This window comes from Sorangium sp. KYC3313 (assembly GCF_052075895.1).
In the GTDB taxonomy this organism is placed as follows: Bacteria; Myxococcota_A; Polyangia; order Polyangiales; family Polyangiaceae; genus Sorangium; species Sorangium cellulosum_B.
In genome coordinates this window covers 1657269-1683140 of sequence record NZ_CP197255.1, presented here as the reverse complement: position 1 = coordinate 1683140, position 25872 = coordinate 1657269, and the positions used below count along the sequence as shown (strand labels likewise).

Sequence of the window (25872 nt, the reverse complement as noted above, 5' to 3'; positions counted from 1 at the left end):
ATCGATCGATGAGAGAAGGTCCGTTTTTCTTCGCCTGGTGTGACGAGGCACAGAGGGTCGATGCGTTCGGCGCGGCGCTGTCGGCCCTCATCAAGGAGCCACAGTACAGTATCCGCGCGATCATGGACCGCGACACGGAATGCAACACGACCTCCGTGGACGAGGTGGTTGCCATGCTCAGCGCGCACTTCGGGCGCACCGACACCGAAGCCTACTTCGTCGCGTCGTTGAGCCAGGAACACTTCGTCCATTGCATCCTTCGCGGCTATACCGACAGGAGCGAGCGCCTCAAGCCGATGGGCCCCATCCACATGCACGCCCGCCAGATCGAGGACTTTTCCCCCATGCACATGGACCTCGCCCTGGGGAGGGGCCCGCGCTCCGTGCAGGCCGAGGCCGTGCTCGCGTGGCACATGGCGCTGCAAGACATCGAGGACGTCCTGCTCCGCCTCTGCGCGCCGGACGCGAGCGGGCGCGTCCCGACCGGCGGCTGCACGACGGCACGGACCTGGCTCGCGCCGGTCGCCCTGTGCGCGACGTACAACGCGGACGCCCGCGACATCGCGCGCGATCTCGCCCTCTCCTGGATCTGTCTCCACGACAAGGACAGGGTGTCGCGCACCGCGGGCCTGCCGCTGGAAGCGCTCCGCGCGCGTGTGGAAGCCGCGCCGCGTGGCGCGTGCGTCGCGTTGAGACATGTGAGCGGATGCTCGAGCTCGCTCTCCCGTGAGGCCGTCCTGAAGGCGCTGGAAACGCCGCCCTCCGCCCTGCTCGAGGCGCTCGAAGCAGCGGCGGAGGCGCCCGACGGCGCGTGGCGCGCCGCAGAGCCGCGTGCGCGCGAGATCCACGAGCGGACGCTCCAGTGCAGGGAGAGCGACGGACAAGGCTCGGAGACAGGCAACAGCCCGGCCCTCTCGCAGGTCGAGATCACCCTCGCCCACTTCGAGTTCCTTGTCGACCACGCCCGGTTCTACGTCCGGCGCCTGCCGAGCGGCGGCGTGGTGCTGGCGACCCACCCGTACCGCACGCTCTGGCCGCTCTGGTCCGACGCCCTCTTCGCGCTCGGCCTGATGCCCTAACGATCCCGCCCAGCCGCCGCGACGTGCCCGCCTCGCTCGAGCGCATCGACCTGGTCGTCGAGCTCGTCGGCCGGCGCTTCGAGGAGCGATTCGCTTGCCCCTGCGAGCCGAACAGCGAGACGACGTTCTCGTGGGACGGCAAGGACGCCTCCGGGCGCCCCCTCGAAGGCGCGCAGCCGGTGACGGTGCGGGTTGGCTACGTCTACCGGGGTTGGGCTTCGGAGGCGACGGCGGACCGGCCGAACCCTCTCGCCCGGTGCGCGTGGGTCGCGTTCTGCGCGGTGTGCCTACCTTGGGGCCCCCCTCGGTGTCACCTCCGCGCGCGTCGCTGAGGGGGCGCGCAGAACTACCAAATCGCGCCCTTCGTTTTCCCCGTTTTTCGGCCCCTCAGCGGCGCTTCCAAAAACACCTAACCCCGCGACATCGCTTGATGTTCTTTCCGGGCGCGTACACCGGTAGTTCGCGTCGAACTACCGGGAGCGCAGAACTACCGTTTCGGGCACCTTCCGGCGGCGTCGGTCACGGTTGCTCCCGAACCCTAAACGGACGGAGGTACGGAATGGCATCCGCGGCTCTCGCGCGTGTATCGGCACAACTTGTTCATCGTCAGGCTGACAACGGCATGCGCGCGATCGAGAGGACGATCCTGAAGGCGCCCGTCGGAGGATCGCACGGCCCCAGGGGGAGCACGCCCACGGCCACCGCCACCGCGACGCTCGCGATCCCGCTGGACGGGCTCATGGTCACAGCGCCGCAGCCGGAGATGCTCTCGCAGAAGAACGTCGAGTCGGTCACCGGGATCCCGGCACGCGTCTTCCTCGACACGATCCGCGCGCCGGGTTTCCCCCTGCGGGTCACGAAGCTCGGCAAGCTGCGCCTGGTCCCGCGCGAGGCGTTCGTCGCCTACCTCCAGGCGCTGGCTGGTGACCCAGCGTCGCGCCGTGACGCAGACGGGGATGAGCAAACGCGCGTTGCCGCCGTGCTGGCGGCTGCTGGCCTGGAGCCCATCCCGTGCGCACGCACCGGCCGAGCGGTCGCGCCTCCCCACGGCGCAGGCGGTGGCAGGCTGCGGCGGACGCGTGGTGGGCTCGTCCGGCGTTGAAAATGCCGCGCGAGCCCGTCATCGGACCCCCAGGCAACCGGAGACGACCCATGATTCATGTGGCCCAGCGAAGGCGGGCGCGTGCCAAGCGCTCGCCTTCGCTCCCTGCCGCGTCCCTCCCCGCGCCGTCGTCCGCCGAACCGGCGGGCGCGCTCGATCCGCTGCGGCGGGGGCCCGTCGTCGTGCAGGGAGACAGCTGCACCCGACGCGGCCTCGCCGAGCCGGCGAGCTTGGCGGAATGCCGGAAGCCAGACGCTCGCGCTGCCAGCAAACCAACGACACTGATGCGCACCAACGGCGTGGGCTCCGTCCGGCTGCGCGGGAACACCTGGACCGCCAGCCTGCCGGCGTACTGGACCGAGGACGAAACCAACCCGCGGCTGGAGGTGCTCGCCGAGCGCGCCGGGCGCTTGGAGGCCGCCCGAGCTCGTCGCCGACGAGGAGCGCCCCACGACGGACACCGCACGAAATTGACGCAGTTCCGTGGGCAGCGTGTGCCGATCGGCGATGGCGACGACGCGATGCCGCCGATGGCCCCTACCGCCACGGCACGGCCGCGCCCACTATCGCAGCCGGTCTCAGCGCACGCCGCGGCGCGACCTCCCCGGGCGGTGCCGGCGGGTCGCTCCGAGATACCAAATAACGCCCTTCGCTCCCCCCATCTTTCGACCCCTCTTCGGCGCCTTCCAGAACACCTAACCCCGCGACACGACGCGGTGTTTTCTCAGGCGCGTACAGCGAGTATCTCGCGGTGAGATACCGTCGGCTCCGAGATACCTTTTCGGGCACCTTCCGGCGGTGTCGGTCACGGTTGCGCACGAACCCAACACAGATGGAGGTACAGCATGACACGAGCGGCTCTCGCCCGTGTATCGGCACCGCTTGCTCTTCGTCAGGCCGGCAGCGGCGTGCGCGCCAGCTACAGAGAGAGCCCGGAGCTTTCCCCCGGCGGATGGTCCAGCCCGAAGGCGATCGGCCAGACAGGGACGGCGACGGCAACCGCAACGCTCGCGATCCCCCTGGATGGGCTGACGATTACGGCGCCGCCGCCGGAGCTGCTCTCGCAGAAGAACGTCGAGTCGGTGACCGGCATCCCCGCGCGCGTCTTCCTCGACACGATCCGCGCGCCGGGCTTTCCCCTGCTGATCACGAAACTCGGCAAGTTGCGCTTGGTCCAGCGTGAGGCGTTCGTGGCCTACCTGCGGGCGCTGGCCAGTGAGCCGGCCTCGCGTCGCACGACAGAGGAGGATGAGCGCACGCGGGTTGCCGCCGTGCTGGCCTCTGCCGGTCTCGAATCTGTCCCATGCCCACCCACCGACCGGGCGAGCGCTCCTCCCGCAGCAATAAGCCGTGCTAGGCTGCCGCCGAAGTAGAGCGGGCCCGCTCGGCGCTACCAACGCCGGACGGGCCCTTGATCGACCCCCGCGTTCACCGGAGACCGACCCATGACCGACGTACCCCAGGGACGGGCGCGCGCCAAGCGCGCGGCGTCGTCCCCTGCCTCGTCCCTCGCTGCACCGGCGTCGACTGATCGACGTCTGCGTTCGAGCCGCTCTGCCGGACGTCGCTCTCCGGTGGCGGAAGCAGCGACGCCCGTCGCAGACTCGCCGGGCTCGGCGAGCACGACGGATCGCCCGAAGCTGACCGCCCGCGCCCCGGGCAGTCCAGCAGGAGACAAGCGCGCCAACGGCTCCGGGTCCGTCCGGCTGCGCGGGAAGACGTGGACCGCGCGCCTCAGCCTCGGCGAGGCCGGTCGATCCACGTTCAGCTTGCCGACGTGCCGGACCGAGCAGGAAGCCAACGCGCGCTTGGAGGTGCTGGCCGACCTCGCCGGGCGCCTGCTCGCAGCCGGCCAGATCGTTCTCGGCTTGCCGCTGCTGGAGCGGGCTGCTGCGCGCGAGGGCAGCGCGCTCCGCGACGTCCGGCTTGCCATCGAGCAGCTCTGTAGGGGCGAAGCGCGTGCTCGCGCGTCCGGGGAAACAACCTTCGCTGAGTTCGCCGAGCTGGTTGTTTCTGGAAGGCTCGCCGAGCAGTACCCACTGCATGTGAAAGCGCTTCGCCATCCGGAGCAATACCGGCATAAGCTCAATCATGTTCTAGGGGTACTCGGCCCCGTTCCTCTCCCTCGTTTGACGCTCGATCATGCGGATCGCGCGATATCCATGCTGCCAGGACATCTTGAGGACTCCTCGCGCCAAGGAGTCGCAAAGGTCATTCATCGGATACTCGCGCTCGCGACCTATCCGGCGCGCATCATCGCCAGCAATCCGCTGCCGCGTGGATGGATCCCCAAGGCGGAGGACAACAAGGCCAAAGGCTCCCTCTATCCCGACGAGGATAGGCGCCTCATGGCCGCGGTGGATATTCCGCTGTCCTATCGGATCTATTATGGCTTCCTGATTCGCGAGGGAATGCGGGCAGACGAGGCCGGAAGGCTGGAGCCGTCCGACCTCGATCTCGAGCGTGGCGCCGTGGTGCTCGACGAGAACAAGACAGATGACCCACGCGCCTGGGCACTTTCACCCGACGTCGTGCGCGCGCTTCGGACCTATTTGGCTATATGTCCCCCGAAGGAGCGTGTCTTCATTGGGCCGAGCGGGCCCCTGCCGGGGCGCAGTGGGGCGCACAACTTTCGAAATCACCTGCGCCGTGCTGGCATCGATCGGCCCGAGTTGTTCGAGACCACGCAGTCAAGGCTGAATATACGCTTGCACGACACCCGCGCGACCTTCATCACGATCAAGCTCGCGAACGGCCGAACTGAGACGTGGATCTCCGATCGGACCGGGCATAAGTCGAGCCGTCAGATTCACCACTACAAGCGTGCGGCGCGCAAGGTTGCTGAGCTCGGCTTGGGGGATTTCGCGCCTCTGGACGAGGCGATCCCCGAGCTGAACGGCAGGGGCGGCCGTTTAGGTGGAAGTGATCCCATGTCTGGGGGACCGGAGGCGGGCGCGTCGTCGCCGAGCGACGTCGCGTCCCTCGCCCGCGCGCTGCACCACCGAGGGCCGACCGCGGTCGTTGACCACGCCGGCCAGCCCGCAGCGGGCGCCCTGGTGGCTGCATGCGGCCCGTTGGGCCCGCGTTGGGCCACGTCCGAGAGCGACCCGGCCGCGAATCAGACAGAACATATTGAAATTATTGACATTTCGTCCGCCTCCGCCCCGACGTCTCAGAAATCCTGGCGGAATTTCTGACACACGGAGCTACGCCGTGCCGTCGTCCCGAATTTCCGACACACGGAGCTACGTCGCGCCGTCGTCCCGCGCGCCGTCGTCGAGCCACGCGTCGACGCGGACCCCGACCAGGTTGCGCCTCTCCATCGCCGCCAGGATGCGCGGGAGCGCCAGGGGCCCCGCGGGCGCGTGGTCGTCGCGCTCGGCCGCGTCGTGGAGCAGCACGATCGCCCCGTCGCGGAGCCCCGGGATGATCCGCGCCGCCACCCGGGCGGGGTCTGCCCCGGCGAGCCCGTCGAACCCCCGCGCCGACCAGCCGATGACGTCGAGGTCGAGCGCGTCCACAACGCGGGCGATGCGCGGGCTCGTGTGGCCGACCGGCGGCCTGAAGAGGGTGGGGCGGGCGCCGGTGATCCGCTCGATGACGTCGAGGTTCTGCCGGAGGTCCTGCTCGACCCGGCGGGCCGAGCGCAGCGAGAAGAGCCGGTCGTGCGCGTGGCTGTGCAGCCCGATGGCGTGGCCCCGCGCGGCGATCTCGCGGACGAGCTCCGGGTGGGCCTCGGCCTTGCGGCCAATGACGAAGAACGTCGCCTTCACGCCCGCCTCGTCGAGCAGCGCGAGGACCGCCGGCGTGTGCTCCGGGCTCGGCCCGTCGTCGAAGGTCAGCGCCACGCCCCGCGCGCCGGGCGGGCCGCGCTTCACCACGTCGACGAACATCCCGAGCCCGAGGAAGAAGACCCCGCACAGGACGAGCGCGAGGTAGCCGGCGATGGCCGCGCCCGCGACCGCCATGGGCACCGGCGCGACGAGCAGCGAGCGCGCGACCAGCGCGAGCGCGCCGAGCGACGCCGCGTAGAGGAGGGCCCGCGCGAACGGCACCGGCTACTTCTTCGTGCGCTTCTTCTCGGCCTCGACCTCGAGGTCGTCGTCGAGCTCGTCCGCCGCGGCGGAGGCGGCGATGCGCTTGTTGTTGCCCCCGGCCGCCGCCTTCACCGCCGGCTTCGCGCCCGGCTTCTCCTCGTCCGAGGGGTCGTTGTCGGCCTCGTAGAACCCGCCGAGCAGCGCGGCGATCGCGGCGAGCGACGTGATCGCCAGGCCGCCGAACGTCCCGGTGCCCCCCGCGGCCTCGCCGAGCGACAGGTTCGCGCCCCCGAGCTCGCCGAGCGGCACCGGCACCGGCACCGTGAGCCACCTGCGCGCGGCGTACATCAGGCCAGCGCCGAGCAGCGCCCCGACGAAGGCCTTCATCCCCGCCTCGATCTTCGCGTCCTTCGCCCAGATGGGCTTGCCCGCGACCAGCCCCACGAGGACCCCGGCGAGCGCCGCGGCCAGGTAGGCGACGATCGCCATGGGCGCGGCGAAGCCGAGCTTCGCCAGCGCGAAGCCCAGCAGGCCCCCCACGATGAGCCCCTTCACAACCCCGAGGATCAGGCGACCCAGCATCAGATCCATCCTTGGCACGACGCGGGGCGCCGTTCAACATGGCGCAGCGCCATGGCGCCGTTCAAACGCGGCCCCGCACGGTCGCGTTCCCGGCGCCGTCCCGCGCCGTTGCGTACCGTTCCGCGCCGTTGCGTACCGTTCCGCGCCGTTCCGCGCCGTTGCGTACCGTTCCGCGCCGTTCCGCGCCGTTCCGCAGGGCCCGCGTTGTGAACGCGGCCGCGCGGCGCCATCGGGCCGCGCCAGGAGAGCGACCGCGCCGCGCTCCCTGTGGTAGACGGCCCCCCACCGCCCGGGTAGCCCGCTCCTCCTCGACAACGCGCTCGGCCCTGCCGCGCGCCGCGCCCCTCGCCGCAGCCTGACCCGGGCTCCGACCGGCCGTGCTCTTCAATACCCTCCGTTACGCCGAGTTCTTCGCCGCCGTCTTCGTCGGATCGTGGGCGCTCGTGCGGTACGCCGGCGCCTGGCCGCGCCTCGTGTTCCTGCTGCTCGTGAGCTACGGGTTCTACGCGGCCTGGGACTGGCGCTACCTGCCGCTCATCTTCGCCTCGTCCACGGTCGACTTCCTGCTCGCCCGCGCGATCGCCCGCGAGGAGCGGCCCCGGGCGCGGCGCGCGATGCTCATCGCCACCGTGGCGCTGAACCTCGGGTTCCTGGGGTTCTTCAAGTACTGGAACTTCGCGCTCGAGAACGCCGCGGCGCTCCGCGCCCTGCTCACGGGCGAGCCGGCGAGCGTGGGCCACGCGTTCCGGGTGCTCCTGCCGCCGGTCGGCATCTCGTTCTTCACGTTCGAGTCGATGAGCTACGTCATCGACGTGTACCGGGGCGAGCTGCCGCCCCACAAGAGCTACCTCCGCTACCTGCTCTTCGTCGCCTTCTTCCCGCACCTCGTCGCCGGGCCGATCGTCCGCCCGCGGGACCTGCTCCCGCAGTTCGAGCGCGCCCCGAGCCTCACCCTCGAGGAGGGCGGGGAGGGCCTGTTCCTCGTCGCGATCGGCCTCGTGAAGAAGGTCGTCCTCTCCGACCAGCTCGCGCTCAACCTCGTCGACCGCGTGTTCGAGCGCCCGGAGAACTACTCGGCCCTGGAGGTCCTCGCGGGCGTCTACGGCTACGCCGCGCAGATCTACTGCGATTTCTCGGGCTACACCGACATCGCGATCGGCTCGGCGCTCCTGCTCGGCGTGCGGTTCCCGAAGAACTTCGACGCGCCGTACAAGGCGCACAACCTCGCCGATTTCTGGCGCCGCTGGCACATCTCGCTCTCCACCTGGCTCCGCGACTACCTGTACATCCCGCTCGGCGGCAACCGCGGCTCCGAGCTGGCGACGTACCGCAACCTGATGATCACGATGCTGCTCGGCGGCCTCTGGCACGGGGCATCGTGGAACTTCGTCTTCTGGGGCTTCCTCCACGGCCTCGGCCTCGCCGTGACGCGCGCCTTCCAGCGCGCCGTCCAGCGCCGGCGACCGGCCGGCGAGGGCGAGCGCGGGGGCGCGACCGCGAGCTCGCCGCTCTCCCGCGTGCCCCTCCGCGCGCTGTGCGTGCTGCTGACGTTCCACTACGTCTGCTTCGCGTGGATCTTCTTCCGCGTGCCGACGTTCTCGCAGGCCGTGCTCATCCTGCGGCAGATCGGCACGCTGACGACCTTCCACCCGAACCTCCCGCCCGTGCTCGTCGCGCTCCTCGGGGTCGCGCTCCTGTCCCACTACGTGCCGGAGCGCCTCTACGAGCGCGCCCGCGGCGCCTTCATCGCGGCGCCTGCGCCGGTGCAGGGCGCGCTGCTGTTCCTGGTCGCCGTCGGGCTCCACGAGGCGGCGAGCGCGGCCGCGGTGCCGTTCGTGTACTTCCAGTTCTGAGAGCGGCGGTCACCCGCTTCGGATACGGGCCCATCTCGGCGTTTTCGGTGCTCAGCGCACCGGAGTGCGCTTCCGCGCCGAAAACGCCGATCTGGACCCGTCTCCTGTGCGGGTGACCGCCGCTCTGCGGCGCGTGTGCAGAGCGTGCGCGACGGGGCGGAGGGAGCGGGCCGCGATCAACGCAGGTGAGGCCATGACGATGGATCGAACGTGGGGAATGCCGGGGGCGCGGGCGCCGGCTGCTCCTGCATCCACGCCGTGGTCTCGACCCAGAGCGCGAGGTACGGGATGGGCGCGGAGCGGCGGATCAGCATCAGCAGGAAAGGTCCTGCGACGATGAAATAGCGCTTCCGCGCCGGCGCCCCATACCCGTGCATGACCGCCTCCGCGGTCACGCTGGCGCCTACCTCGTCGAGCCTGAACTTCACCAGCTGCTGCACTTCATCGAAGCTCCTGCCCTGAAGATCTCGATTGCAGAGAGGCCGATGGGTGAGCTCGTCGAACCGTCGGCAGACCTCCAACTCGAGCCGTGGAACCCACAGCGTTTCATCGGGTTGGAGCGCGCGGTCCTCAGGGCGCAGCCGCTCGAGCCGGTCGAGCGCAGCCCCCACCGTCACCCCGAGCCGACTGCAGGGCGGGATCTGGGCGATGACGATGCGATCCTCGGTCTCGCCCGCGCAGAGCTCGATGACGAACTCGTCCGACGACACATAGTCGTGTGCGATGACCTGCGCGCGACGGGCGGGGTTGTCGGGATGAGGGCCGTCGTCGATCCCGAAGGCGCGGACATACCGCCCCTGAAACCAGCGATCCCGCATGGCGAAGACCGTCGGGAACTGGAGGTCGCGCGAGAGATAGCCGTAAGCGAGCAGCTCGTCAGGCGCCACGCGGCTGGGCAGCAGGCGCGGATCGGCGTCAGGGAACTTGGCATGGAGCTCGCTGCGCAGTTGCTCGAGGACTCCCTCGGCGCCAAAGCCGGCCCCGGTGACGCACCACGCCGGGTTGACGACCTCGTCGAGAGGGACGCGGTTCATGGCGTCGGCAAGAGACGTCTGCGGGTCGAAGCGCAGCGGGCCGAAGCGATCCTGCAGCTTGCGCCAGGCGAGCGCGAGCGGAACGCAAAAGACGAGGTCCGTACCCGGGGCGTGGGGCTCGGCAAGGGTGGCACACATCGTGATGGGCATTGGGCCTCTCCTGAGCGAATCAGCCGATTCGATGAGGCTACGATGACGGCTCGAAAGGCGTCATCCTGCCGAGCTTCCCCGCGATCGTCACACCGGGCAGGGTTGGATGATCATACATTTTGTCGCCAACGCAGCCAATGGTCGTCGCACCAGTTGCGCTCGCGATCTGCTGTGCGATCGATCCTCCCGGCTGCCCCGGAGGCTCAGTTCCACCATGGCACACCGTCATATGAATTGTGCTGCCCCTGAACCCGGCGCCGTGAATAAGTTGGCCGAGATCCCGACCTGACCACCCGTGCCCAGTGAAGTTCGGTGCCCACTGCCACTGTTTCTCTTCGTTGTTGTATTGCCACGCGTTACCGTGGGCATAGGCGAGCTGCCCCGGGTTGCCATGCCCGTAGAGATCGACGTGCGGCTCGCCCGCGAGCACGTTCGGCGTTCGTCCGAGCTCGCTCCAGTGCACGATGCGCTGGCCGGTCTTCGCGGCGCGTGACTGTGCGCCGTGCCGGCACTGCCAGTCATCGCTCATCAGCAGGATCACCAGCCCCAGCGGGTCGATCCACGCCGTCACGTTGGGCACGAACGCCACCTCGAACGCCGACGCGTCGGGGCCGAGCGGGTCCGCCGTGGTGAACGTCCCGAGCTCGGGCGCGTACCAGCGCGCGCGCTGGTAGCAGAGTCCCGTGAGCTCGTCCTGCCGCTGGCCGGCGAAGCGCAGCCCCGTGAACCTCCCCTCGGCGCGCCCCTCCGCGCCGAGCGCGCCGAGATCGAGCGAGGCGAGCGCGCCGGTCGGATCCACCATGAGCCACGGCGTCGACGCCGCGTCCGTCACGACGCCGCGGAAAGCGCCGCCCGCCTCGGCCTCCGCGAGCGGCGTGTGCTCGTCGTCCGCAAACACGCGGCGTACCGACCGGCCGTCGCTGCCGATCTCCTCGACCGGCGCGTTCTCGTCCCAACCGTACCAGATGCTGGTGCCATCGCTGCGAAGCTCGCCGAGCCGCCGAGCGAAGGCGTCGTAGTGATACTGGACGACGAAGCCGTCGCCGCGCTCCGCGCGCGCGAGCTGATCCAGGTCGTCGTACGTATACGCCCAGATGCCGCGCCGATCCGGCGCAGCGCGCCCCGACAGGCGGCCCAGCACATCCCATGTGAAGGCCGCGGTCTCGGTGCGCTGCACGCGGCCTGCCGGCCCAACGACGACGCCCGACCCTGTGACCGGCGTGCCGTTCACGTCGTAGGTGAACTGCTCCTCGACCCCGAGCCCCGCGACCGCCAGCGGGCGGCCGTAGACGTCGAGCGCGTAACGGCGCCTGCCGTGTGCGCTATCCTCGACCTCCGTCACCGGCCCGGCCGCGCTCCAGGCATACCGACGCTCGCGCAGCGGCCGGCCCGCGGCGTCCTCGACCGTGATGACCACCGGCCGCCCGCTATCGTCCCGCGTGGTGCGGATCGCATAGCCGCCCTCGCGCACGCGCGCCGTCTCGCGGCCCAGGCCGTCCTCCTCGATACGGACGCGCTCGACCCCCGCCGCCGACTCGATCGTCATCGACGCGACGCCGCTGCCATGCTCCCGATCGAGCTTGATCTCCCAGCCCGTCGAGTAACGTCGGCCCACCGTGTGGCCCTTGGCGTTGAACGCCCGCTCCACGACGAAGCGGAACCCGCCGAGCCGCTGCTCCTCGCGCACGACACGCCCGAGCGCGTTGCGCTCCAGCAGCACATCGGTCGCCCCGCGCGTGGCTCGGCGGACCAGGCCCCGCGGGTCGTAGGCGAACGTCGTGACGACGTCGCCGTCCTCCCGGTGGACCGGCGCGCCCGTGCGGTCGTACACGAAGCGCCGGACCACGGCGCCGGGCACCTCCGCGCGCACGACGCGGCCGCGCACGTCATGCTCGTACTCCGTGAGCACGCCGGAGAACGTCTTGCTCCGGGCGACGTTGCCGCAGGCGTCGCGCTTCATCGAGAGGCGCTCGCCGGCGGGGTTCTCGATCCACGCGAGCCGGGCAAGCGCGTCGTATCCATAACGAAAGCGGCTGCCGTCGGCCTTGATCTCCTCCACGAGCAGCCCCCCGGCGTAGCGGAGCCGCGTGAGGCCGCCGCCCGGGTGGCGCGTGGCGACGCGGCGGCCAGCGTCGTCGTACCCGTGCTCGACCACGACGCCCCCCGGCCCATTCACCCGCACCAGCAGGCCGCGGCTGTCGTACTCGAGCTCGTAAACCGCGCCGCGCGGCGTCTCCACGCGCACGAGCTGCCCGAGCAGATCGTGCGTGTAACGGAAGGTCGCGCCGCTCGGCCACGTGCGCTCGGCCAGGTTGCCGCGCGCGTCGTAGACGAAGCGCTCCGCCGAGCCGTCCGGACCGGTGATCGCGGTGACCTGACCGCGCGCGTCGTACGCGTACGACGTCCTCGCGCCGAGCGGATCGATCCGCTCGATCACCTCGCCGTGCGGCCCGGGGACGAGCGCGTACCGCTCGCCGGCCGGATCACGCACCTCGGTGATCGCGCCGTCGCCGTCGCGGCGCCGGAGCGAGAACGAGCGGCCCTCCGCGTCCTCGAACCCGACGAGGCGCCCCGCCGCGTCGTACGCCCGGCGCTCGCCGCCGTCCGGTGTCACGGAGCGCACGACCTGCCCCAGGGTGCTGTAGACGAGCTGCTTCCACCCGCCTCGCGGATCCTCGTAGCGCTCGACGAGCCCGAGCGCGTTGCCCCGGTAGCGAAAGCGGGCGCCGAGGCCGTCCTGGACCGCGGTCTCGAACGGGCCGGGCCCATAGCTGAGCCGCATCGCGTAGAGGCCTCGCGGCCGCTCCGCGGCGAACGCTTCGGGCGCGCCGATCGCGACGAGCACGTCTCCGCCCTCGAGGTCCGCCCACGTCTCGACGCACCGCCGCTGGCCCAGCACGTCGGCGTAGCGGAAGTGGAACGTGAGTCCGTCGGGCTGGCGCTCGCGTACGAGGTAGTGCTCGTCGTCGTACGCGTAGCAGACCTCCGCGCCGCCGGCGTCGATCACCCGCACGAGATCGCCGGCCTCATCGAGCTCGTACGTCACGAGCCGGCGGCGGTGAACGGCGCCGTCCTCACCCGTGATCTCGACCCACCAGACCTTGTAAGGCCCTTGGCGATCGAGCCACGCGCGGCGCCCGACGGAGTCGACGATGCCGACCACCTCGCCGTCGTCCCAGCGGATCTCGGCGGCGTTGCCGAACCGATCCCGGAGCGCCGCGAGCCGGTACTGCCCGGCCTCGCCCGCGGGCCGAAGGACGCGGAGTAGCCCGTCGTCGAGGTCGACGACGAGCGCGCCGCTCTGCCACCACAGTCGCCGTCCGAATGGCAGGAGCAGCTCCGTGCCGGCGTCGGGCTCGCGCATGGCCGTGCGGCGCAGCGTCTCGTCGATGAGCGTGAGCACGCCGTCGCGGAACTCCGCCCGCCAGGCGAGCGCGTGTGACCAGCCATGGCCCAGCCCGACGCGATCGCGGACGGACGACGTCCGGTAGAAGCGCGTCCAGGCGACCGGCAGGAAGCCGGGCAGCAGGAAATCCGTGCGCGGGGGCGTGTACAGGGTTCCGGTGATCACGTCGACCGGGTGGCCGGCTCCGGCCTGCCCCTCCGCGGCCGGCGCCGCCGGCGGGCTGGGCGGCCCCGCACCCTGGTTGCTTCCGCCGCCCCCACTCCCGCCGTTGCTCGGGCCCTGCGGCCCTCCCGCGCCCGGTGCCCCTGCCCCGCCCCCGCCCCCGCCGCCCCCGTCGCCTCCGCCCCCTGCGCCGCTGGCGCTGCCGCTCGCGCCGACGGTGATCGACTTGTTCATCTGTCCCATGCTGCCGGTGATGCCGGCCATGCCGAGCTCGATGAGCACGTTGGGCGCGCCGAGCCACGGGAAGCACGGCCCGCCCGTGTTGAAGCTGACGACCTCCTTCAGCGTGCCGGGCTCGTTGCCGTGACACGCCTTCATGCAGCCACCCACGGTCAGGATCTTCGCGCCGGTGATCTTCGTGCGCATCGGGGCGTCGATGATCCCCTCGGACACCGTGCCCGCGGTCGGGTAGGGGATAGGCACCGGGCTCGGCGCTGCGGGCGTGGTGCACACGCTGACCGCCATGCCGGTCATCTGATGCCCCGACTTCTCGGTGATCGTGTCCATCCCGAGCGCGGTGACCTTGCTCATGAGCCGGCGAGCGTAGCTGCCTGCTGGAGCGGCAGTCTACGCACGTGCCAGGTCGACCACGGCCGCGGAGTGTGATGGGCTCGGCCGCGATGACGACGCGTCCCGCCGGCACGGAGACCGCACCCGGCCTGGACGAGGATGGCCGCCGCCGGCGCAGAGATGAGTCGGCGCGATCTCCCGTTATGATCTAGGCTCTCGCCGTGCGCCCGCCCCGTCTCGCCGCCCTCGCCCCCCTTGCCGTCCTCCTTACCGGCGCGCTCTCGCCGGCGTGCAGCGTGTCCAACGTGCCCTCGAACGCGATGCCGATGGTCCGGGCGCGCGCCACCTCCGACCTCGATTGCGCCGACAAGGACGTCCGCATCGAGGAGCAGCTCGGCGGTCATTTCAAGGCCGTCGGCTGCGGCCGCAAGGCGTACTACCGGGCCGCCTGCGAGGCGCTCCGCTGCGTGGTGAGCGGCGAGGGCGAGGCGATGGTCCCGTGGAGGGACCGCCCGGATCCGGCCGAGGTCGACCGGCAGCGGGACCGGCTGCCGTTCGAGTAGGCCGGCGCCCTCCGGCGCGCTGCGCGCCCGGCGCCCGGGCGGCGCGCCAGCGGCAAGCGCCGGCGGACAGCGGCTTTTCGGGCCTTTTTCGGGCACGCGCGGCCGGGCCTGAGGTAGCCTGCGCCGTCCCGGGGCTCTGCCGCGGGTTCGGCCATGGGCTACATCACCACCGAGAGCTGTACGTGACGGACACGGAGCAGGCCGACACCGACGCACGGCCCGAGCCGGATCCGAGCTCGCCGCCGGACGCGCAGGCCGACGCCGAGCCGCGGCGCCCACCGAAGAAGCGCGGGAAGCGGCGCGACGGGAAGGCGGCGCCGCCCCCCGGCAACGACGCGCCGGAGCGCCCTCGCGATCCCGAGATCGAGCGCCTCGAGCAGGCGTTCGAGCGCGGCGACTACGCGCGGGTCCGCGCGGAGGCGGGGCGGCTCGCGAAGGAGGCCGAGCGCGACGAGATCCGCCGCGCGGCGCGGGCGCTGCTGCGCCGGATCGACCCCGACCCGCTCGCCGTCATCCTGCTCGTCGCGGCCATGGCGCTGCTCGCGTTCCTCGCGCTCTGGTACTGGTCCCACGGCCACGCGGCCCCGTGACGCCCGCGGCGACCGAGGAGGCAGCGCGGTGAACGCCGAGCCCGGACGTCCCTCAGGCCGCCCCCCGGCGCGCTGGCTCGTCGCGCTCGCGCTCGCGCTGATCGCCTGCGGGGGCGCCCCCGGCCCGGGTCGGCCCGCGGCGTGGAACGCGGCGCCCGACGGGCAGCGGGGCGCCGCCTCGGGCACGCGGGCCGAGCGCTACTTCCCGCTCGTCGACGGGCACATCTACCACTACGCGACCCTGCGCGAGGACGGCGAGCAGGGCCTCCTCGTCGCGCGCGTGCACCGCGCGGACGCGCGCCGCGGCGAGCTCCGGTTCCCCTCGGGGGTGAAGCGCTTCGAGTTCACCGGCGAGGGCGTGATCCGCGGCGACACGGGCGTCTTCGTGCTCAAGGAGCCGATCGCGCCCGGCACCACGTGGACCGGCGAGCACGGCGGCCGCGCGCGGATCGACGCGGTCGACGTGGCGATCGAGGTGCCCGCGGGGCGGTTCACGGGGTGCGTGCGGACCGTGGAGGAGCGCCTCGGCGACAGGCCCGCGCGCTACGTGTCGACGTTCTGCCCGGACGTCGGCGTGGTGGTGATCGAGGCCGCGGGCGGGGCGAGCCACGAGCGGGCCGAGCTCAGGAGCTACGCGCCGCCCGTCGACATGGGCCCCGACGGCGTGCGGCGCGCCCCGGCCGATCCGCCTCACGGCGCCGCGAGCGCGCCCTGAGCGCGCCGCGCGCGCTCCGCGGCGGAGGCCGCCCGCGCGCGCCCCGCGGCGGAGGCCGCCCGCGCGCGCTCGCCCGGCGGCGCATCCCGTTGCTTTTTGCGCAGGCGCGCAATCCGTGCGACCCGTGCCAGGCCCTTCCGTTTCCTGGGGGGCGGGAAGTAGACTCCCGGCGCCGCTCGCGGCGCGGGCGCACCGCTTGCTGCGAACACGCCGCGCGAACGCTGCCGGCGGCGCCCCTCGAATCACCAAGGACATGAATTACTGGGATTACATCCACGTCGAGGAGCTGCTCGCCCTCCAGGGTGGATTCGACGACGACGAGCAGAAGGTCGGCAACGACGAGGCCCTGTTCATCGTCGTCCACCAGATCTACGAGCTCTGGTTCAAGCTCATCCTCCGGGAGCTCACCTCGGCGCGCGAGCTCTTCCGCCAGAACCCCGTGCCCGATCAGAAGCTCGCCTCCGCGGCGCGCTCGTTCCGGCGGGTCGTCACCATCTTCGAGCAGGCGATCGAGCACTTCCGGGTCATGGAGACGCTCACGACCCGCGATTATCTCGATTTCCGCGATCGCCTCATCCCCGCGAGCGGCTTCCAGTCGGCGCAGCTGCGCGAGATCGAGCTCCTGCTGGGCCTCGACGACGCGCTCCGGATCCCGCTCGGCCGGGAGGGCAGCTACAAGGAGGCGCTCAAGACCGCGGACGGCGCGCCCTCGGCGGCCACGCGCCGCGTGGAGGCGAGGCTCGCGAGCGGGCCGAGCCTCAAGCACTTCCTGGACGAGTGGCTCTCGCGGACGCCGATCGACGGATCGAGCGAGCCGGAGGGCGTCGTGGGCTTCCTGCGCAGCTACACGCGCTCGATGCGCCAGGAGAACGAGCGCCGCGTCCGGATGGCGATCGACAAGGCGCTCACCCCGCCGGACGTCGAGCGGCTCCGCGCGCGCTACGAGGCGGAGAGCGCGGCCGCCGAGGCGTTCCTGCTCGCCGAGGACGACCCGGCGGCCGACGCGGCCACGCGCGAGAAGCGCCGGGCGGTCCGCGCGGCGATCGTCTTCATCGAGAGCTACCGCGAGCTGCCCCGGCTCGCGTGGCCGCGCGAGGTGCTCGACCGCATCCTGGAGATGGAGCAGGCCATGCTCATCTGGCGGCAGCGCCACGCGCGGATGGTCGAGCGGGTGATCGGCCGGCGCACCGGCACGGGCGGCTCCGCGGGCGTCGATTACCTCGACCAGACCGCGCTGCGCTACCGCGTCTTCGGCGATCTCTGGACGGTGCGCTCCCTGCTCTTGCGTAAGCCGAGCGTCCCTGAGCTCGAGCACGCATCGGATTACGGATTCCGTGTCGAGGACTCTCCGTGAAATCACTTCGCGATCACTTCTTGCGCCTTGATGCCCGTTCGCTCGGGTTGTTTCGCATCACCTTCGGGCTGGTCCTTATCGCCGACCTCTTCGGGCGGTGGCGATGGGTGCGGGACTTCTACTCGAACGAGGGCGTCCTCCCGAACCACAACCACCTCTTCAACCTCCGGGGCAAACAGCAGGTCTTCAGCCTGTTCCACGCCATCTCGACGGAGGGCGAGGCCCATTTCGCCTTCTCGCTGGCGCTCGTCGTCTACGCCCTGTTCCTCATCGGCCACCGGACGCGCGTCTTCCATGTGCTCTCGCTGCTCGTGCTGGTGAGCCTGACGTCGAGGAACGTCCTGCTGGAGAACGCCGGCAACTACGCGGCGATCGCGATCCTCGCGCTCACGGCGTTCCTGCCGTGCGGGAGCCGCTTGTCGCTCGACAGCCTCCGCGCCTCGCTCGCCCTGCGGGACGAGAAGCGCGACACGGAGCTGAACGACAGGTCGAGGGCCTCGGAGGCCGAGATCGCGGCCGAGCGCCTGCCCGGGTGGTCGCCGACGTCGCTCGCCGCGCTGGCCGTGCTGCTGCAGCTCGCCCTCATCTACCTCTGTACGGCGCTCCAGCAGCGCGGCGAGGCGTGGCGCGACGGGACGGCGTTCTACTATGCGCTCCACGCCGAGCGCCTGGCGAGCGACGCGGGCGTCTGGCTCCGCGACGTCCTGCCGCTCGGCACGCTGCGCGGGCTCACGTTCGGCACGTGGGCCATGCAGCTCGCGATCCCGGCGCTGCTCTTCGTCCCGGCGCTCTTCCGCTGGACGCGCGGGGTCGCGGCCGCGCTGATGGTCCTGCACGGGCTGATCCTCGGGGTCTTCTTCGATCTCGGGCTGTTCGGCTGGGCGCTCGCCGCCGCGGCGCCGCTCGTGGTGCCCGGCGAGCTCTGGGACGCGTACGAGCGCTCCTGGAGCGAGGGGCGCGCGCGCACGCTCGTGTACGACGCCGATTGCGGCGTCTGCCTCCTCCTGGCGCGCCTGGTCAAGCGGCTCGATCTGCGCGAGCACCTGACGTTCCAGGGCAATGTCACGCTCGACGAGCTCTACGTCCGCAACCAGACGGGGGCCGAGGAGCGCGTGCCGATGCCGAAGGAGGTCACGCCGGAGCTCGTGGAGCGGACGGCGCTCGCGATCGACCGGAAGGGGCGCGTGTACACGCGGGGCGCCGCGGTGACCGAAGGGCTCCTGGCGTTGCCGCTCGGCTGGCTCGCCTGGCCGCTCAAGCTGCCGGGCGTCTCGCACCTCCTGAACGCGATCTACGACGTGGTCGCGGCCCGCAGGCACCGCATCAGCGAGCTCCTCGGGCGGCAGGCGTGCGGGATGCCGCTGCCCGACGAGGGCGACGCGGACGGCGGCGACGCGGGCCCCGCTCCGGACGTCCCTGCGCCGGCGGTGCGGACGGCGCGGCTCGCGCTGGGGTCGCTGCGGGAGGCGGCGGTGCTCGTGGTGCTCGCCGCGGTGCTGGCGCAGACGGCGAAGGAGAACCCGCTGCCCGGCGCGGCGGCCGTCCCGCAGGGGGCGGTGCTCGCGGGCGTGGCGTCGTGGCCGCGCATGCTGGCGAGGTGGAACGTGATGGCGCCCGAGCCGCCGCGGGACAACGCGCTGATGGTGATCGACGGTCAGACGCGCGCGTCGGAGCCGATCGATCCGCTGACCGGGGGGGAGCCGCGGCTCCAGCCTGCGGGGCACCCCGGGGCGCGGCTCGGCCAGCTCTGGTCCGATTACCTCGATCGCATCCGGCGGCCGGAGTGGTCCGATTACCAGCGGGCCTTCCGCGACTACCTCGCGAAGGGCGGGCCCCAGGCGTCCGGGAAAGGGCGCGAGGCGTCGCTGTCGGGCTTCGATGCGTACTGGGTCTCGGCGCCGATCCCCGCGCCGGGCGAGCCCGCGCCGAGCAGCTTCGAGCGGGACAAGCTGTTCTCGCACTCGCGGGGCGGCACGGGAAAGCTGGGCGAGCGGGGCCTACCCATCGCGCCGAGCGTCCTCCGGCACCACGGCAAGCCGAACTGAGGCGCTCGGATGGGCCGGCCTGACGAGGACCCGAGCGCCGCGGAGCCCGACGCGGCGCTCGGAAGCGGCGCGGGCGCGCCGCCCGGCGAAGGCGCGCCGACAGGGGAGGTTCCGCCCGGCGAGGGCGAGCCGCCGGAGAGCGCGCCGCGCGGTGAGGGCGCGCCGCGAGCGCCCGAGGGCGGGGCTCCGAGGCGCCCGGCCGAGGGGCGCCTCCGGCGGGTGGGGCGATGGATCAAGGAGCGTTACTGCACCATCGACGTGCGCACGCTCGGCCTGTTCAGGCTGGTGCTCGGCTTCCTCCTCTCGGCCGACTGCGTGCGCCACTGGGCCGAGGCGAGCTGGATCTACAGCAACGACGGGGTGCTCACCAACCACTATCACCTCTTCCACCCGAGCAGCGGATACAACTTCAGCCTGTATCACGCGTTCTCGTCGACGGCAGAGGTCCACGTCGCGTTCGCGCTCTCGCTCTTCTGCTTCCTCTGCTTCTTCGTCGGATGGAACACGCGGCTGTTCTCGATCCTGTCGTTCGTGCTCGTGGCGAGCAGGGACAACCGGATCGTGATGATCGAGAACGGCGGCTATGTCGTCGTGAACATCATCACCTGCTGGGCCATGTTCATGCCGACCGGCAGGCGCTTCTCCGTCGACGCGCTGATTCGCTCGTACCGCGAGCGGCGGGAGCGGACGGCCGCCGATCTCGCGGATAGGAGGCGCCCCGAGTGGGCCGAGCGGCCGTACGTCTCGGGGATCGTGCTCCTCGCGATCCTGAACCTGGCGACCATCTATTATTTCAACGTCGTCAACAAGTCGGGCCAGATCTGGCGTCGCGGCGAGACGGTGCACTACGTCTTGCACCTCGATCGCATGGTGACCGGGCTCGCCGTCCTCGCGCGGGAGCTCATCCCTTTCTGGGCGACGAAGGGGCTCACCTGGGGCGTGCTGGTGCTCGAGGCGCTGCTCATCACGTGGATCCTCTCGCCCTATGGCCGCCGCTTCACGCGGGCGCTCGCGATGGGGGGGATGTGGGCCCTGCACGGGACGTTCGGGGTGATGATGCGCCTCGGCCCGTTCTCGTGGTTCATGATCGCCTGGTCGTTCCTGCTGCCGACGGCGCAGCACTGGGACGCGCTCGCGCGCTGGTACCGCCGCCGCGCGGCGCCCCGGGTCGTCGTTTATGACGGCGATTCGCCGCTCGCCTTCGCGCTCATGCGGCTCCTTGTCCGGCTCGACGCGCTGGAGCTGCTCCGGTTCGAGGAGGCGCGCGCTGTCCCGGCGGGCGGCGCGGAGGCGGCCGGGGGAGGGGAGCCCCGGCCGGAGCTCTTCGAGGTGCGCGACGCGGGCGACCCGGCGGATGGGCGGGTGTTCCGCGGTGCGGCGGCGCTGCGCGAGATCGTGCAGGCGCTCCCTGGAGGCCGCTTTGCCTGGCCGTTCGTCTGGGCGCTGGCCCTCGGCGCGCCGGGCGCGCTGCTCGGGGTCGCCTCGAGGCGGCGCGACGGGATCGCGCGGTATCTCGGGCTGGATCGGGCGCCGCGCGGTCGGGGCGCGGGCGGGGTGGAGAGCCCGTCGCCGCTCGCGGAGCGCTTCGCCCGCGGAAGGACGATCGCGCGGGAGGCGCTGATCGCGTACCTCGGGCTCTGCGCGGTGAGCCAGGCCATCAACGAGAACAAGAGCGTGCCGGCGTTCCTCAAGCACACTCAGCCGAAGTTCGTGCAGGCGACGATCGTGTATCCGCGCATCCTGCAGGGGTGGGGGATGTTCGCGCCGAACCCGATCACGGAGGACGGGTCGCTCAGCGTCGACGCGATCACGGTCGACGGCCGGCATGTGGACCCGTTCACGGGGCTCCCGCCGGATCTGAACCTCTCCGACGCGCGGGGGCTGGGGCTCGGCCAGATCCGCCAGGACTATTTCAACCGGATCCGGCTCGATCGGAACAAGGCATTTCGCAAGCCGGGCCTCCAGGACTACCTGCTCAGGTACCACGAGCGGACCGGGCGGCCGGAGGACGAGATCGTGGCGTTCGACGTGTACTGGGTGCGAGATCAGTGCCCGAAGCCGGGGGAGAGCGCGCCGTACAAGAACGAGGCGATCCCGATCCTGTCGTACCGCAAGCCGGGGTATCGGCCGCGTCCGGGGCTGCCGGCGCTGCCGCCGCCGCTCAAGGAAGCGAGCACGGAGAAGTAGGGGCGTGCAGGGGACACCCTGCATCGCCGTCTGGCGACAGGGGCAGCGCGCTCGGCTGCTCCTGGGGCCCGAAGCGTTGGTTCAGGAGCCGGTCGTGGCGAGGAGCTCCCGGGCGTCGCTGATCACGGCGGCGCGGCGGATCCAGCGGTCCAGCTCGTCGAGGTCGGTGCTCGCGAGGACGCGTTCCCGCACCTCGGCGGGGACCTCGAGCCCGCGGGCCTCGAGGAAGACGAGCACGTCGCGCGCCTTGGTCTTCAGGGTGCCCTCGCGCATCCCTTCCTCTCGCCCCTTCGCCACGTAGCTGCGCGCGAATTCGCTCTGAAACTGGTAACCGCTCTTCATCATCGCCTCCAACTTCCGCCTCGCCGCTGCGTTCATCGAGGATAGCACCAGGTCCCCGTAGACGGCCCGGCGCTCCTCATCGAGCCCCTCCGCCGCCCCCGAAAAAAAGGCCACGCCGATCGCCTCCGCCGCCTCGCCCTGCCCGTGCGCCATCGCCGAGAGCACGGCTACCTCGGGCGCCGCCTTCGCTTGCTCGGCGTCGGTGACGACCGGGACGCCCTGGGGCCCGAGCACCAGCGGCGTCAGCGTCCAGCCAGGGTGGCCGGTGTCGATCGGCCGCGAGCACCACCGCGCCATCTCTGCGTTGATGGTCACGACCAGCAGCCCGGTTGGGCAGCGGTGGCGGGCGCGCGTCTGGGTGACGTACACGGGCCAGACGTAGGGCTTGTCCGGGTCTACCCCGAGCTGGACCTCGACCACGATGGCCATCGCGGGCTGCTGCTGCTCGCCGACCAGGAGCACGACGACGACGTCCGCGCGGCGGTCGGAGGGCACGATCTCCGTGAGGTCGGAGGACTCGACGCGCGCCTCCGTGAAGGTCGGGACCGGATGGCCGAGCGCGTCGTGCAGCATCTCGGCGGCGAGCGTCGGGCGGTTCTTGAACAGCTCCACCAGGGCTTCATGGGTCACTGAGGGCATGGAGTGGTCTCACGAGTGGTTGCAATCATGCTGGATTTGCGTGGCGCGCCAGGCGCATGCGGTGGGGCCCGCAGGAGCCGAGCCGCGTTCTCCCACTCATGAATTCCGGGCAGCTCCTCGGGATCATCACGCCTCGTGATCCGCGGGGCATCGAGGGGCTGTGCGGCTCCGGCAGGCCTGCTGCGCGGCGCCGGCGCCCTCCTGTGCAGCCCTAGCGGTTCTGCTGCGCCGCCTCGACGCCCTCCCGGTACGGACCGGTGGCCTGGGTAACGGTTCAGACCGGGAGCCTGGGTAGCACCCGGACGGACCGGGAGCTTAGGTGACACATGTCGTAGAGGACTGGCGACGGAGGAGCGCTGGTGCCTTGGAAAGAGACATGTTCAGTGGACGAGAGACTTCGGTTCATCGCGCAGGTCAACGAGTCGGACGAGACGTTCGCGGAGCTGTGCCGGCGGTTCGGCATCAGCCGGAAGACGGGGTACAAGTGGGTGGAGCGCTACGAGCAGGCCGGACCGAGCGGGCTGGAGGAGCGGCGGCCCGTGGCGCGCTCGTTCCCGCATGCGACGCCAGCGGCGCTCATCGACGCGCTGATCGAGCTGCGGAAGGAGCGCCCCACGTGGGGGCCGAAGAAGCTGCGTGCGCGGCTGGAGAGCCTGGGCGTCGAGGGGCTGCCAGCAACGAGCACCATCGGCGAGTTGCTCAAGAAGCACGGGCTGATCCGGCCCCGTCGGCGCCGCGTGGTGACGCCGACGACCGCGATGCCGTCGCCGCTGGCTCCAGCCGAGCAGCCGAATGACACGTGGTGCGCCGATTTCAAAGGGCACTTCGCGCTCGGCGACAGGACGCGCTGCCACCCGCTGACGTTGACGGACCAGGCGTCGCGGTACCTGCTCAAGTGCGAGGGCGTGGCGAAGCCGGACGAGGCCTCGGTGCGGCCGCACTTCGAGCGCGCGTTCCGCGAGTTCGGGCTGCCGCACCGCATCCGCTCCGATAACGGCCCGCCGTTCGCCACGATTGGCATCGGTGGGCTCTCGGCGCTCTCGGTCAGCTGGATCAAGCTCGGCATTCATCCCGAGCGGATCGAGCCCGGTAAGCCGCAGCAGAACGGCCGTCACGAGCGAATGCACAAGACGTTGAAGGCGGAGGCGACATCGCCGCCAGAAGCCAACTTGGCAGCGCAGCAGCGCGTCTTCGACCGGTTTCGGCACGAGTACAATGATCAGCGTCCGCACGAGGCGCTCGGCCAGAGGACGCCGGCTTCGCGCTACACGCCCTCGCGCCGCTCGATGCCGAGCAAGCCCTCGTCGCCGGAGTACCCGGACACGATGGCCGTTCGACGCCTGGACGAGCAAGGACGGATGCTGTTCGGGGGCGCGCAGACCAACGTCTCCACACTGCTCGCCGGCGAGCCCGTGGGGCTGACTCCGATCGCCGATGACGTCTGGGAGCTGTACTACGGCCCGGTCCTGCTCGCGCAGGTCACCCTCAAGAACAAGGAGCTGAAGCTGGCCAGGGCGCGGTGACCTGCGCGAACTCACGCCGGATCGTGAGGAGAGGCTCGTGTGTACCGCGACCACGGGGAGCGGTTCGTGTATAGATCCAGGCGGTCCGAGAAAGTGCGGCGAGCGTGTCGCGTCGACGAGGATCCGGTCCCTGTTTCCAGTCCTCCCGGAGCAGGGGTCCGTGGCTCAAGGAAGTGTCACCGCAGCTCCCGGTCAGAAGTGTTACCAGGGCTCCGCTCGTACACCCGCGCGGCAGCGGCAGTCCTGCTGCGCAGCCTCGGCGCCCTGCTGCGCAGCCCCGGCGGCCCTGTTGCGCAGGCCCGGCGACCCTCCCGCGCGGCGTCGGCGCTCTCCTGCGCAGCCCCGGCGGCCCTGCTGCGCAGGCCCGGCGACCTTCCTGCGCGGCGTCGGCGCCCTCCTGCGCAGCCCCCGCGACCCTCCTGCGCACCCATTGGGGTGTCCTATCTTACGATTTTGTGGCTCCTGCGCGGCCCTCGCGACCCTCCTGCGCACCCATTGATGTGTCCTATCGTACGATCGCGTGGTTCCTGTGCAGCCCCAGTGCAGCCCCAGCGCCCCTCTGCACGCCCAGTTGCTGCCCTGGGTTACCATGGCTCGACGCCTGCGCATGGCCGTTGCCGCTGCTGCACCGCTGCTGCGCAGCCTCGGTGTCCGCTTGCGCGGCGCCTCTGTCTCCTTGCGATCGTGCGACGAATGCGTCGGTATCGTGCTCTCCTGTGACCCGAATCCTGGGCGCCGCCGATTTCCTCATTGAGCGACCGCGCCTCTGCTCGGAGGGGCGCTGACCTCGACAAGGAGACATCTCATCGCCATGGCACCGAACGCACCCACTGCCGCTTCATCCAGGACCAAGAACGCCCGGAGCTCGCGCGCTTCGAGCGACGCCGGAGGCGCGCGCCGATCGTCGGGCGGCGCGCCCGAGTTCACGCTGAGCGCCGAGCGAGAGGCCGAGCTGCTCCGGGAGGCCGAGTCGCTCGGCGATAACGCCTCCTTCTTTCCAGGCAAGCTCGCTCGACGCGTCATCTGGTCGAGCCGCATTCAGCTCGCCGCCGAGCGCGACGCGGCGGATCTCGTGCGCACGCCGTTCGCCGAGGGCGAGCCCCCGCTCACGCGCGAGGAGATCGGCGGGCTTCGTGAGAAGATCGAGCTCCTGCGCGTCGTGCAATCGCGCTGGCAAGCGGCGCAGCAGCGCCAGGAGCGGGCCGCCGCGGCCTTCGTGAAGCCGGCCGCCGAGGCCGTCCAGATCAAGCAATCGCTGCTCCGCTTCTTCGATCTCCGCTTCAAGAAGAGCCCCGAAGGGCAAAAGCGGCTCATGGCGATCCGGGCGGGCAGCGGCGACGCGGATCTGGTCCAGGACGCCTCCGATCTCCTCTTGCTCTGCGCCGAGCACGCGGAGGCCGTTCAGAAGGCGCCTCGCGGCGAGGGCGCCGCGGCGGACCGCCTCCGCGAGCTCTCGCCGGTGCTCGCGCGCATGCTCGCCGACAAGAAGCTCTCTCTCGAGGCGGTGCGCTCGCGCAAGCTCCGCGACGCCGCGTACACCCTCGTCGTGAACGCCGAGCGGAGGCTGCGCGCCGCCGCGGAGTACTGGTACGCGGGCACCGACAAGATGAAGGACTATGCGCCGTTCCCCGCCTCCCGCGGCGCCTACGGCGGAGGAGAAGAGGAGGGGGAGGAGGGCGGCGAGTCGGAGGAGGCCGAGCCGGAAGATGGCGAGTCGGACGAGGGCGAGTCGGGAGACGGCGAGGCGGGCGATGACGGGGAGTCGCCCTGAGCTCGGGGTTCACGGATCCTCGCTCACCTGTCGGTGATCATCGCGTCCCGCGTCCGAGCGGTGAAGACCGCGGCCCCATGATCGCCAGCGTTCGCCGTTCACCGCCCGGCACCCACGCCGATCTGGGCCACGCTCGCGTCCGTGGCTACCGCTACTGCCACCGGCGCT

Annotated in this window: 19 protein-coding genes; 14 read left to right on the top strand and 5 right to left on the bottom strand. The window is 71.2% G+C overall.

What is annotated here, in order from left to right:
• The first annotated feature begins 8 nt into the window (after positions 1–8).
• From ACSRUE_RS06505 to ACSRUE_RS06485, 5 genes are all read left to right on the top strand, one after another.
• Positions 9–1079 (top strand): hypothetical protein, encoded by a 1071-nt coding sequence (locus ACSRUE_RS06505; protein WP_441290262.1) that lies wholly within the window; start codon positions 9–11, stop codon positions 1077–1079.
• A 23-nt stretch (positions 1080–1102) separates the two neighbouring features.
• Positions 1103–1411 (top strand): hypothetical protein, encoded by a 309-nt coding sequence (locus ACSRUE_RS06500; protein WP_441290261.1) that lies wholly within the window; start codon positions 1103–1105, stop codon positions 1409–1411.
• Between the two features lie 290 nt (positions 1412–1701).
• Complete coding sequence (locus ACSRUE_RS06495; protein WP_441290260.1) at positions 1702–2181, top strand: hypothetical protein; 480 nt, start codon at positions 1702–1704, stop codon at positions 2179–2181.
• A gap of 845 nt (positions 2182–3026) precedes the next feature.
• Positions 3027–3554, top strand: a complete 528-nt coding sequence (locus tag ACSRUE_RS06490; RefSeq protein WP_441290259.1) for a hypothetical protein — start codon at positions 3027–3029, stop codon at positions 3552–3554.
• Positions 3555–3755: 201 nt separating this feature from the next.
• Positions 3756–5378, top strand: coding sequence for a tyrosine-type recombinase/integrase (locus ACSRUE_RS06485; protein WP_441290258.1), 1623 nt, complete (start codon positions 3756–3758; stop codon positions 5376–5378).
• Positions 5379–5426: 48 nt separating this feature from the next.
• Here ACSRUE_RS06485 and ACSRUE_RS06480 read toward each other — a convergent pair whose 3' ends face one another.
• Together ACSRUE_RS06480 and ACSRUE_RS06475 are read right to left on the bottom strand one after the other, a co-directional pair.
• Complete coding sequence (locus ACSRUE_RS06480; protein ID WP_441290257.1) at positions 5427–6236, bottom strand: polysaccharide deacetylase family protein; 810 nt, start codon at positions 6234–6236, stop codon at positions 5427–5429.
• A gap of 3 nt (positions 6237–6239) precedes the next feature.
• The gene (locus ACSRUE_RS06475; protein WP_437763175.1) at positions 6240–6800 is read right to left on the bottom strand and encodes a hypothetical protein; all 561 of its coding nucleotides are present in this window, start codon (positions 6798–6800) and stop codon (positions 6240–6242) included.
• A gap of 377 nt (positions 6801–7177) precedes the next feature.
• On the opposite strand from ACSRUE_RS06475, the gene ACSRUE_RS06470 reads away from it, so the two are divergent.
• Positions 7178–8653: an MBOAT family O-acyltransferase gene (locus ACSRUE_RS06470; protein ID WP_441290256.1), complete on the top strand. Its 1476-nt coding sequence runs from the start codon at positions 7178–7180 to the stop codon at positions 8651–8653.
• A gap of 176 nt (positions 8654–8829) precedes the next feature.
• Here ACSRUE_RS06470 and ACSRUE_RS06465 read toward each other — a convergent pair whose 3' ends face one another.
• Entirely contained in the window at positions 8830–9837 is a 1008-nt protein-coding gene (locus tag ACSRUE_RS06465) for a hypothetical protein (protein ID WP_441290255.1), read from the bottom strand.
• Positions 9838–9874: 37 nt separating this feature from the next.
• On the bottom strand, positions 9875–13996 hold the full coding sequence (locus tag ACSRUE_RS06460; protein ID WP_441290254.1) for a PAAR-like domain-containing protein: 4122 nt from the start codon (positions 13994–13996) through the stop codon (positions 9875–9877).
• Between the two features lie 200 nt (positions 13997–14196).
• Here ACSRUE_RS06460 and ACSRUE_RS06455 point away from each other — a divergent pair, with 200 nt between their 5' ends.
• From ACSRUE_RS06455 to ACSRUE_RS06430, 6 genes are all read left to right on the top strand, one after another.
• Positions 14197–14538, top strand: a complete 342-nt coding sequence (locus ACSRUE_RS06455) for a hypothetical protein (RefSeq protein ID WP_441290253.1) — start codon at positions 14197–14199, stop codon at positions 14536–14538.
• Between the two features lie 182 nt (positions 14539–14720).
• On the top strand, positions 14721–15128 hold the full coding sequence (locus tag ACSRUE_RS06450; protein WP_441290252.1) for a hypothetical protein: 408 nt from the start codon (positions 14721–14723) through the stop codon (positions 15126–15128).
• Between the two features lie 28 nt (positions 15129–15156).
• Positions 15157–15843, top strand: a complete 687-nt coding sequence (locus ACSRUE_RS06445) for a hypothetical protein (RefSeq protein WP_441290251.1) — start codon at positions 15157–15159, stop codon at positions 15841–15843.
• 253 nt (positions 15844–16096) lie between these two features.
• Positions 16097–17197 carry a tryptophan 2,3-dioxygenase family protein gene (locus ACSRUE_RS06440; RefSeq protein WP_437763168.1) on the top strand — a complete coding sequence of 367 codons (1101 nt, stop codon included), beginning with the start codon at positions 16097–16099 and terminating at the stop codon, positions 17195–17197.
• Positions 17194–19242: a DCC1-like thiol-disulfide oxidoreductase family protein gene (locus tag ACSRUE_RS06435; RefSeq protein WP_441290250.1), complete on the top strand. Its 2049-nt coding sequence runs from the start codon at positions 17194–17196 to the stop codon at positions 19240–19242. Before ACSRUE_RS06440 ends, ACSRUE_RS06435 begins: the two co-directional genes overlap by 4 nt.
• Positions 19243–19251: 9 nt before the next feature.
• Complete coding sequence (locus ACSRUE_RS06430; RefSeq protein ID WP_441290249.1) at positions 19252–21429, top strand: hypothetical protein; 2178 nt, start codon at positions 19252–19254, stop codon at positions 21427–21429.
• A gap of 81 nt (positions 21430–21510) precedes the next feature.
• On the opposite strand, the gene ACSRUE_RS06425 is transcribed toward ACSRUE_RS06430, so the two are convergent.
• Positions 21511–22410, bottom strand: a complete 900-nt coding sequence (locus tag ACSRUE_RS06425) for a hypothetical protein (protein ID WP_441290248.1) — start codon at positions 22408–22410, stop codon at positions 21511–21513.
• 359 nt (positions 22411–22769) lie between these two features.
• Between ACSRUE_RS06425 and ACSRUE_RS06420 the strand changes: the two genes are divergently transcribed.
• A complete protein-coding gene (locus ACSRUE_RS06420; RefSeq protein WP_437767246.1) occupies positions 22770–23933 on the top strand; it encodes an IS481 family transposase in 1164 nt (387 codons plus the stop codon).
• Positions 23934–24744: 811 nt separating this feature from the next.
• The gene (locus ACSRUE_RS06415; protein ID WP_441290247.1) at positions 24745–25704 is read left to right on the top strand and encodes an ATPase; all 960 of its coding nucleotides are present in this window, start codon (positions 24745–24747) and stop codon (positions 25702–25704) included.
• Positions 25705–25872: the final 168 nt, after the last annotated feature.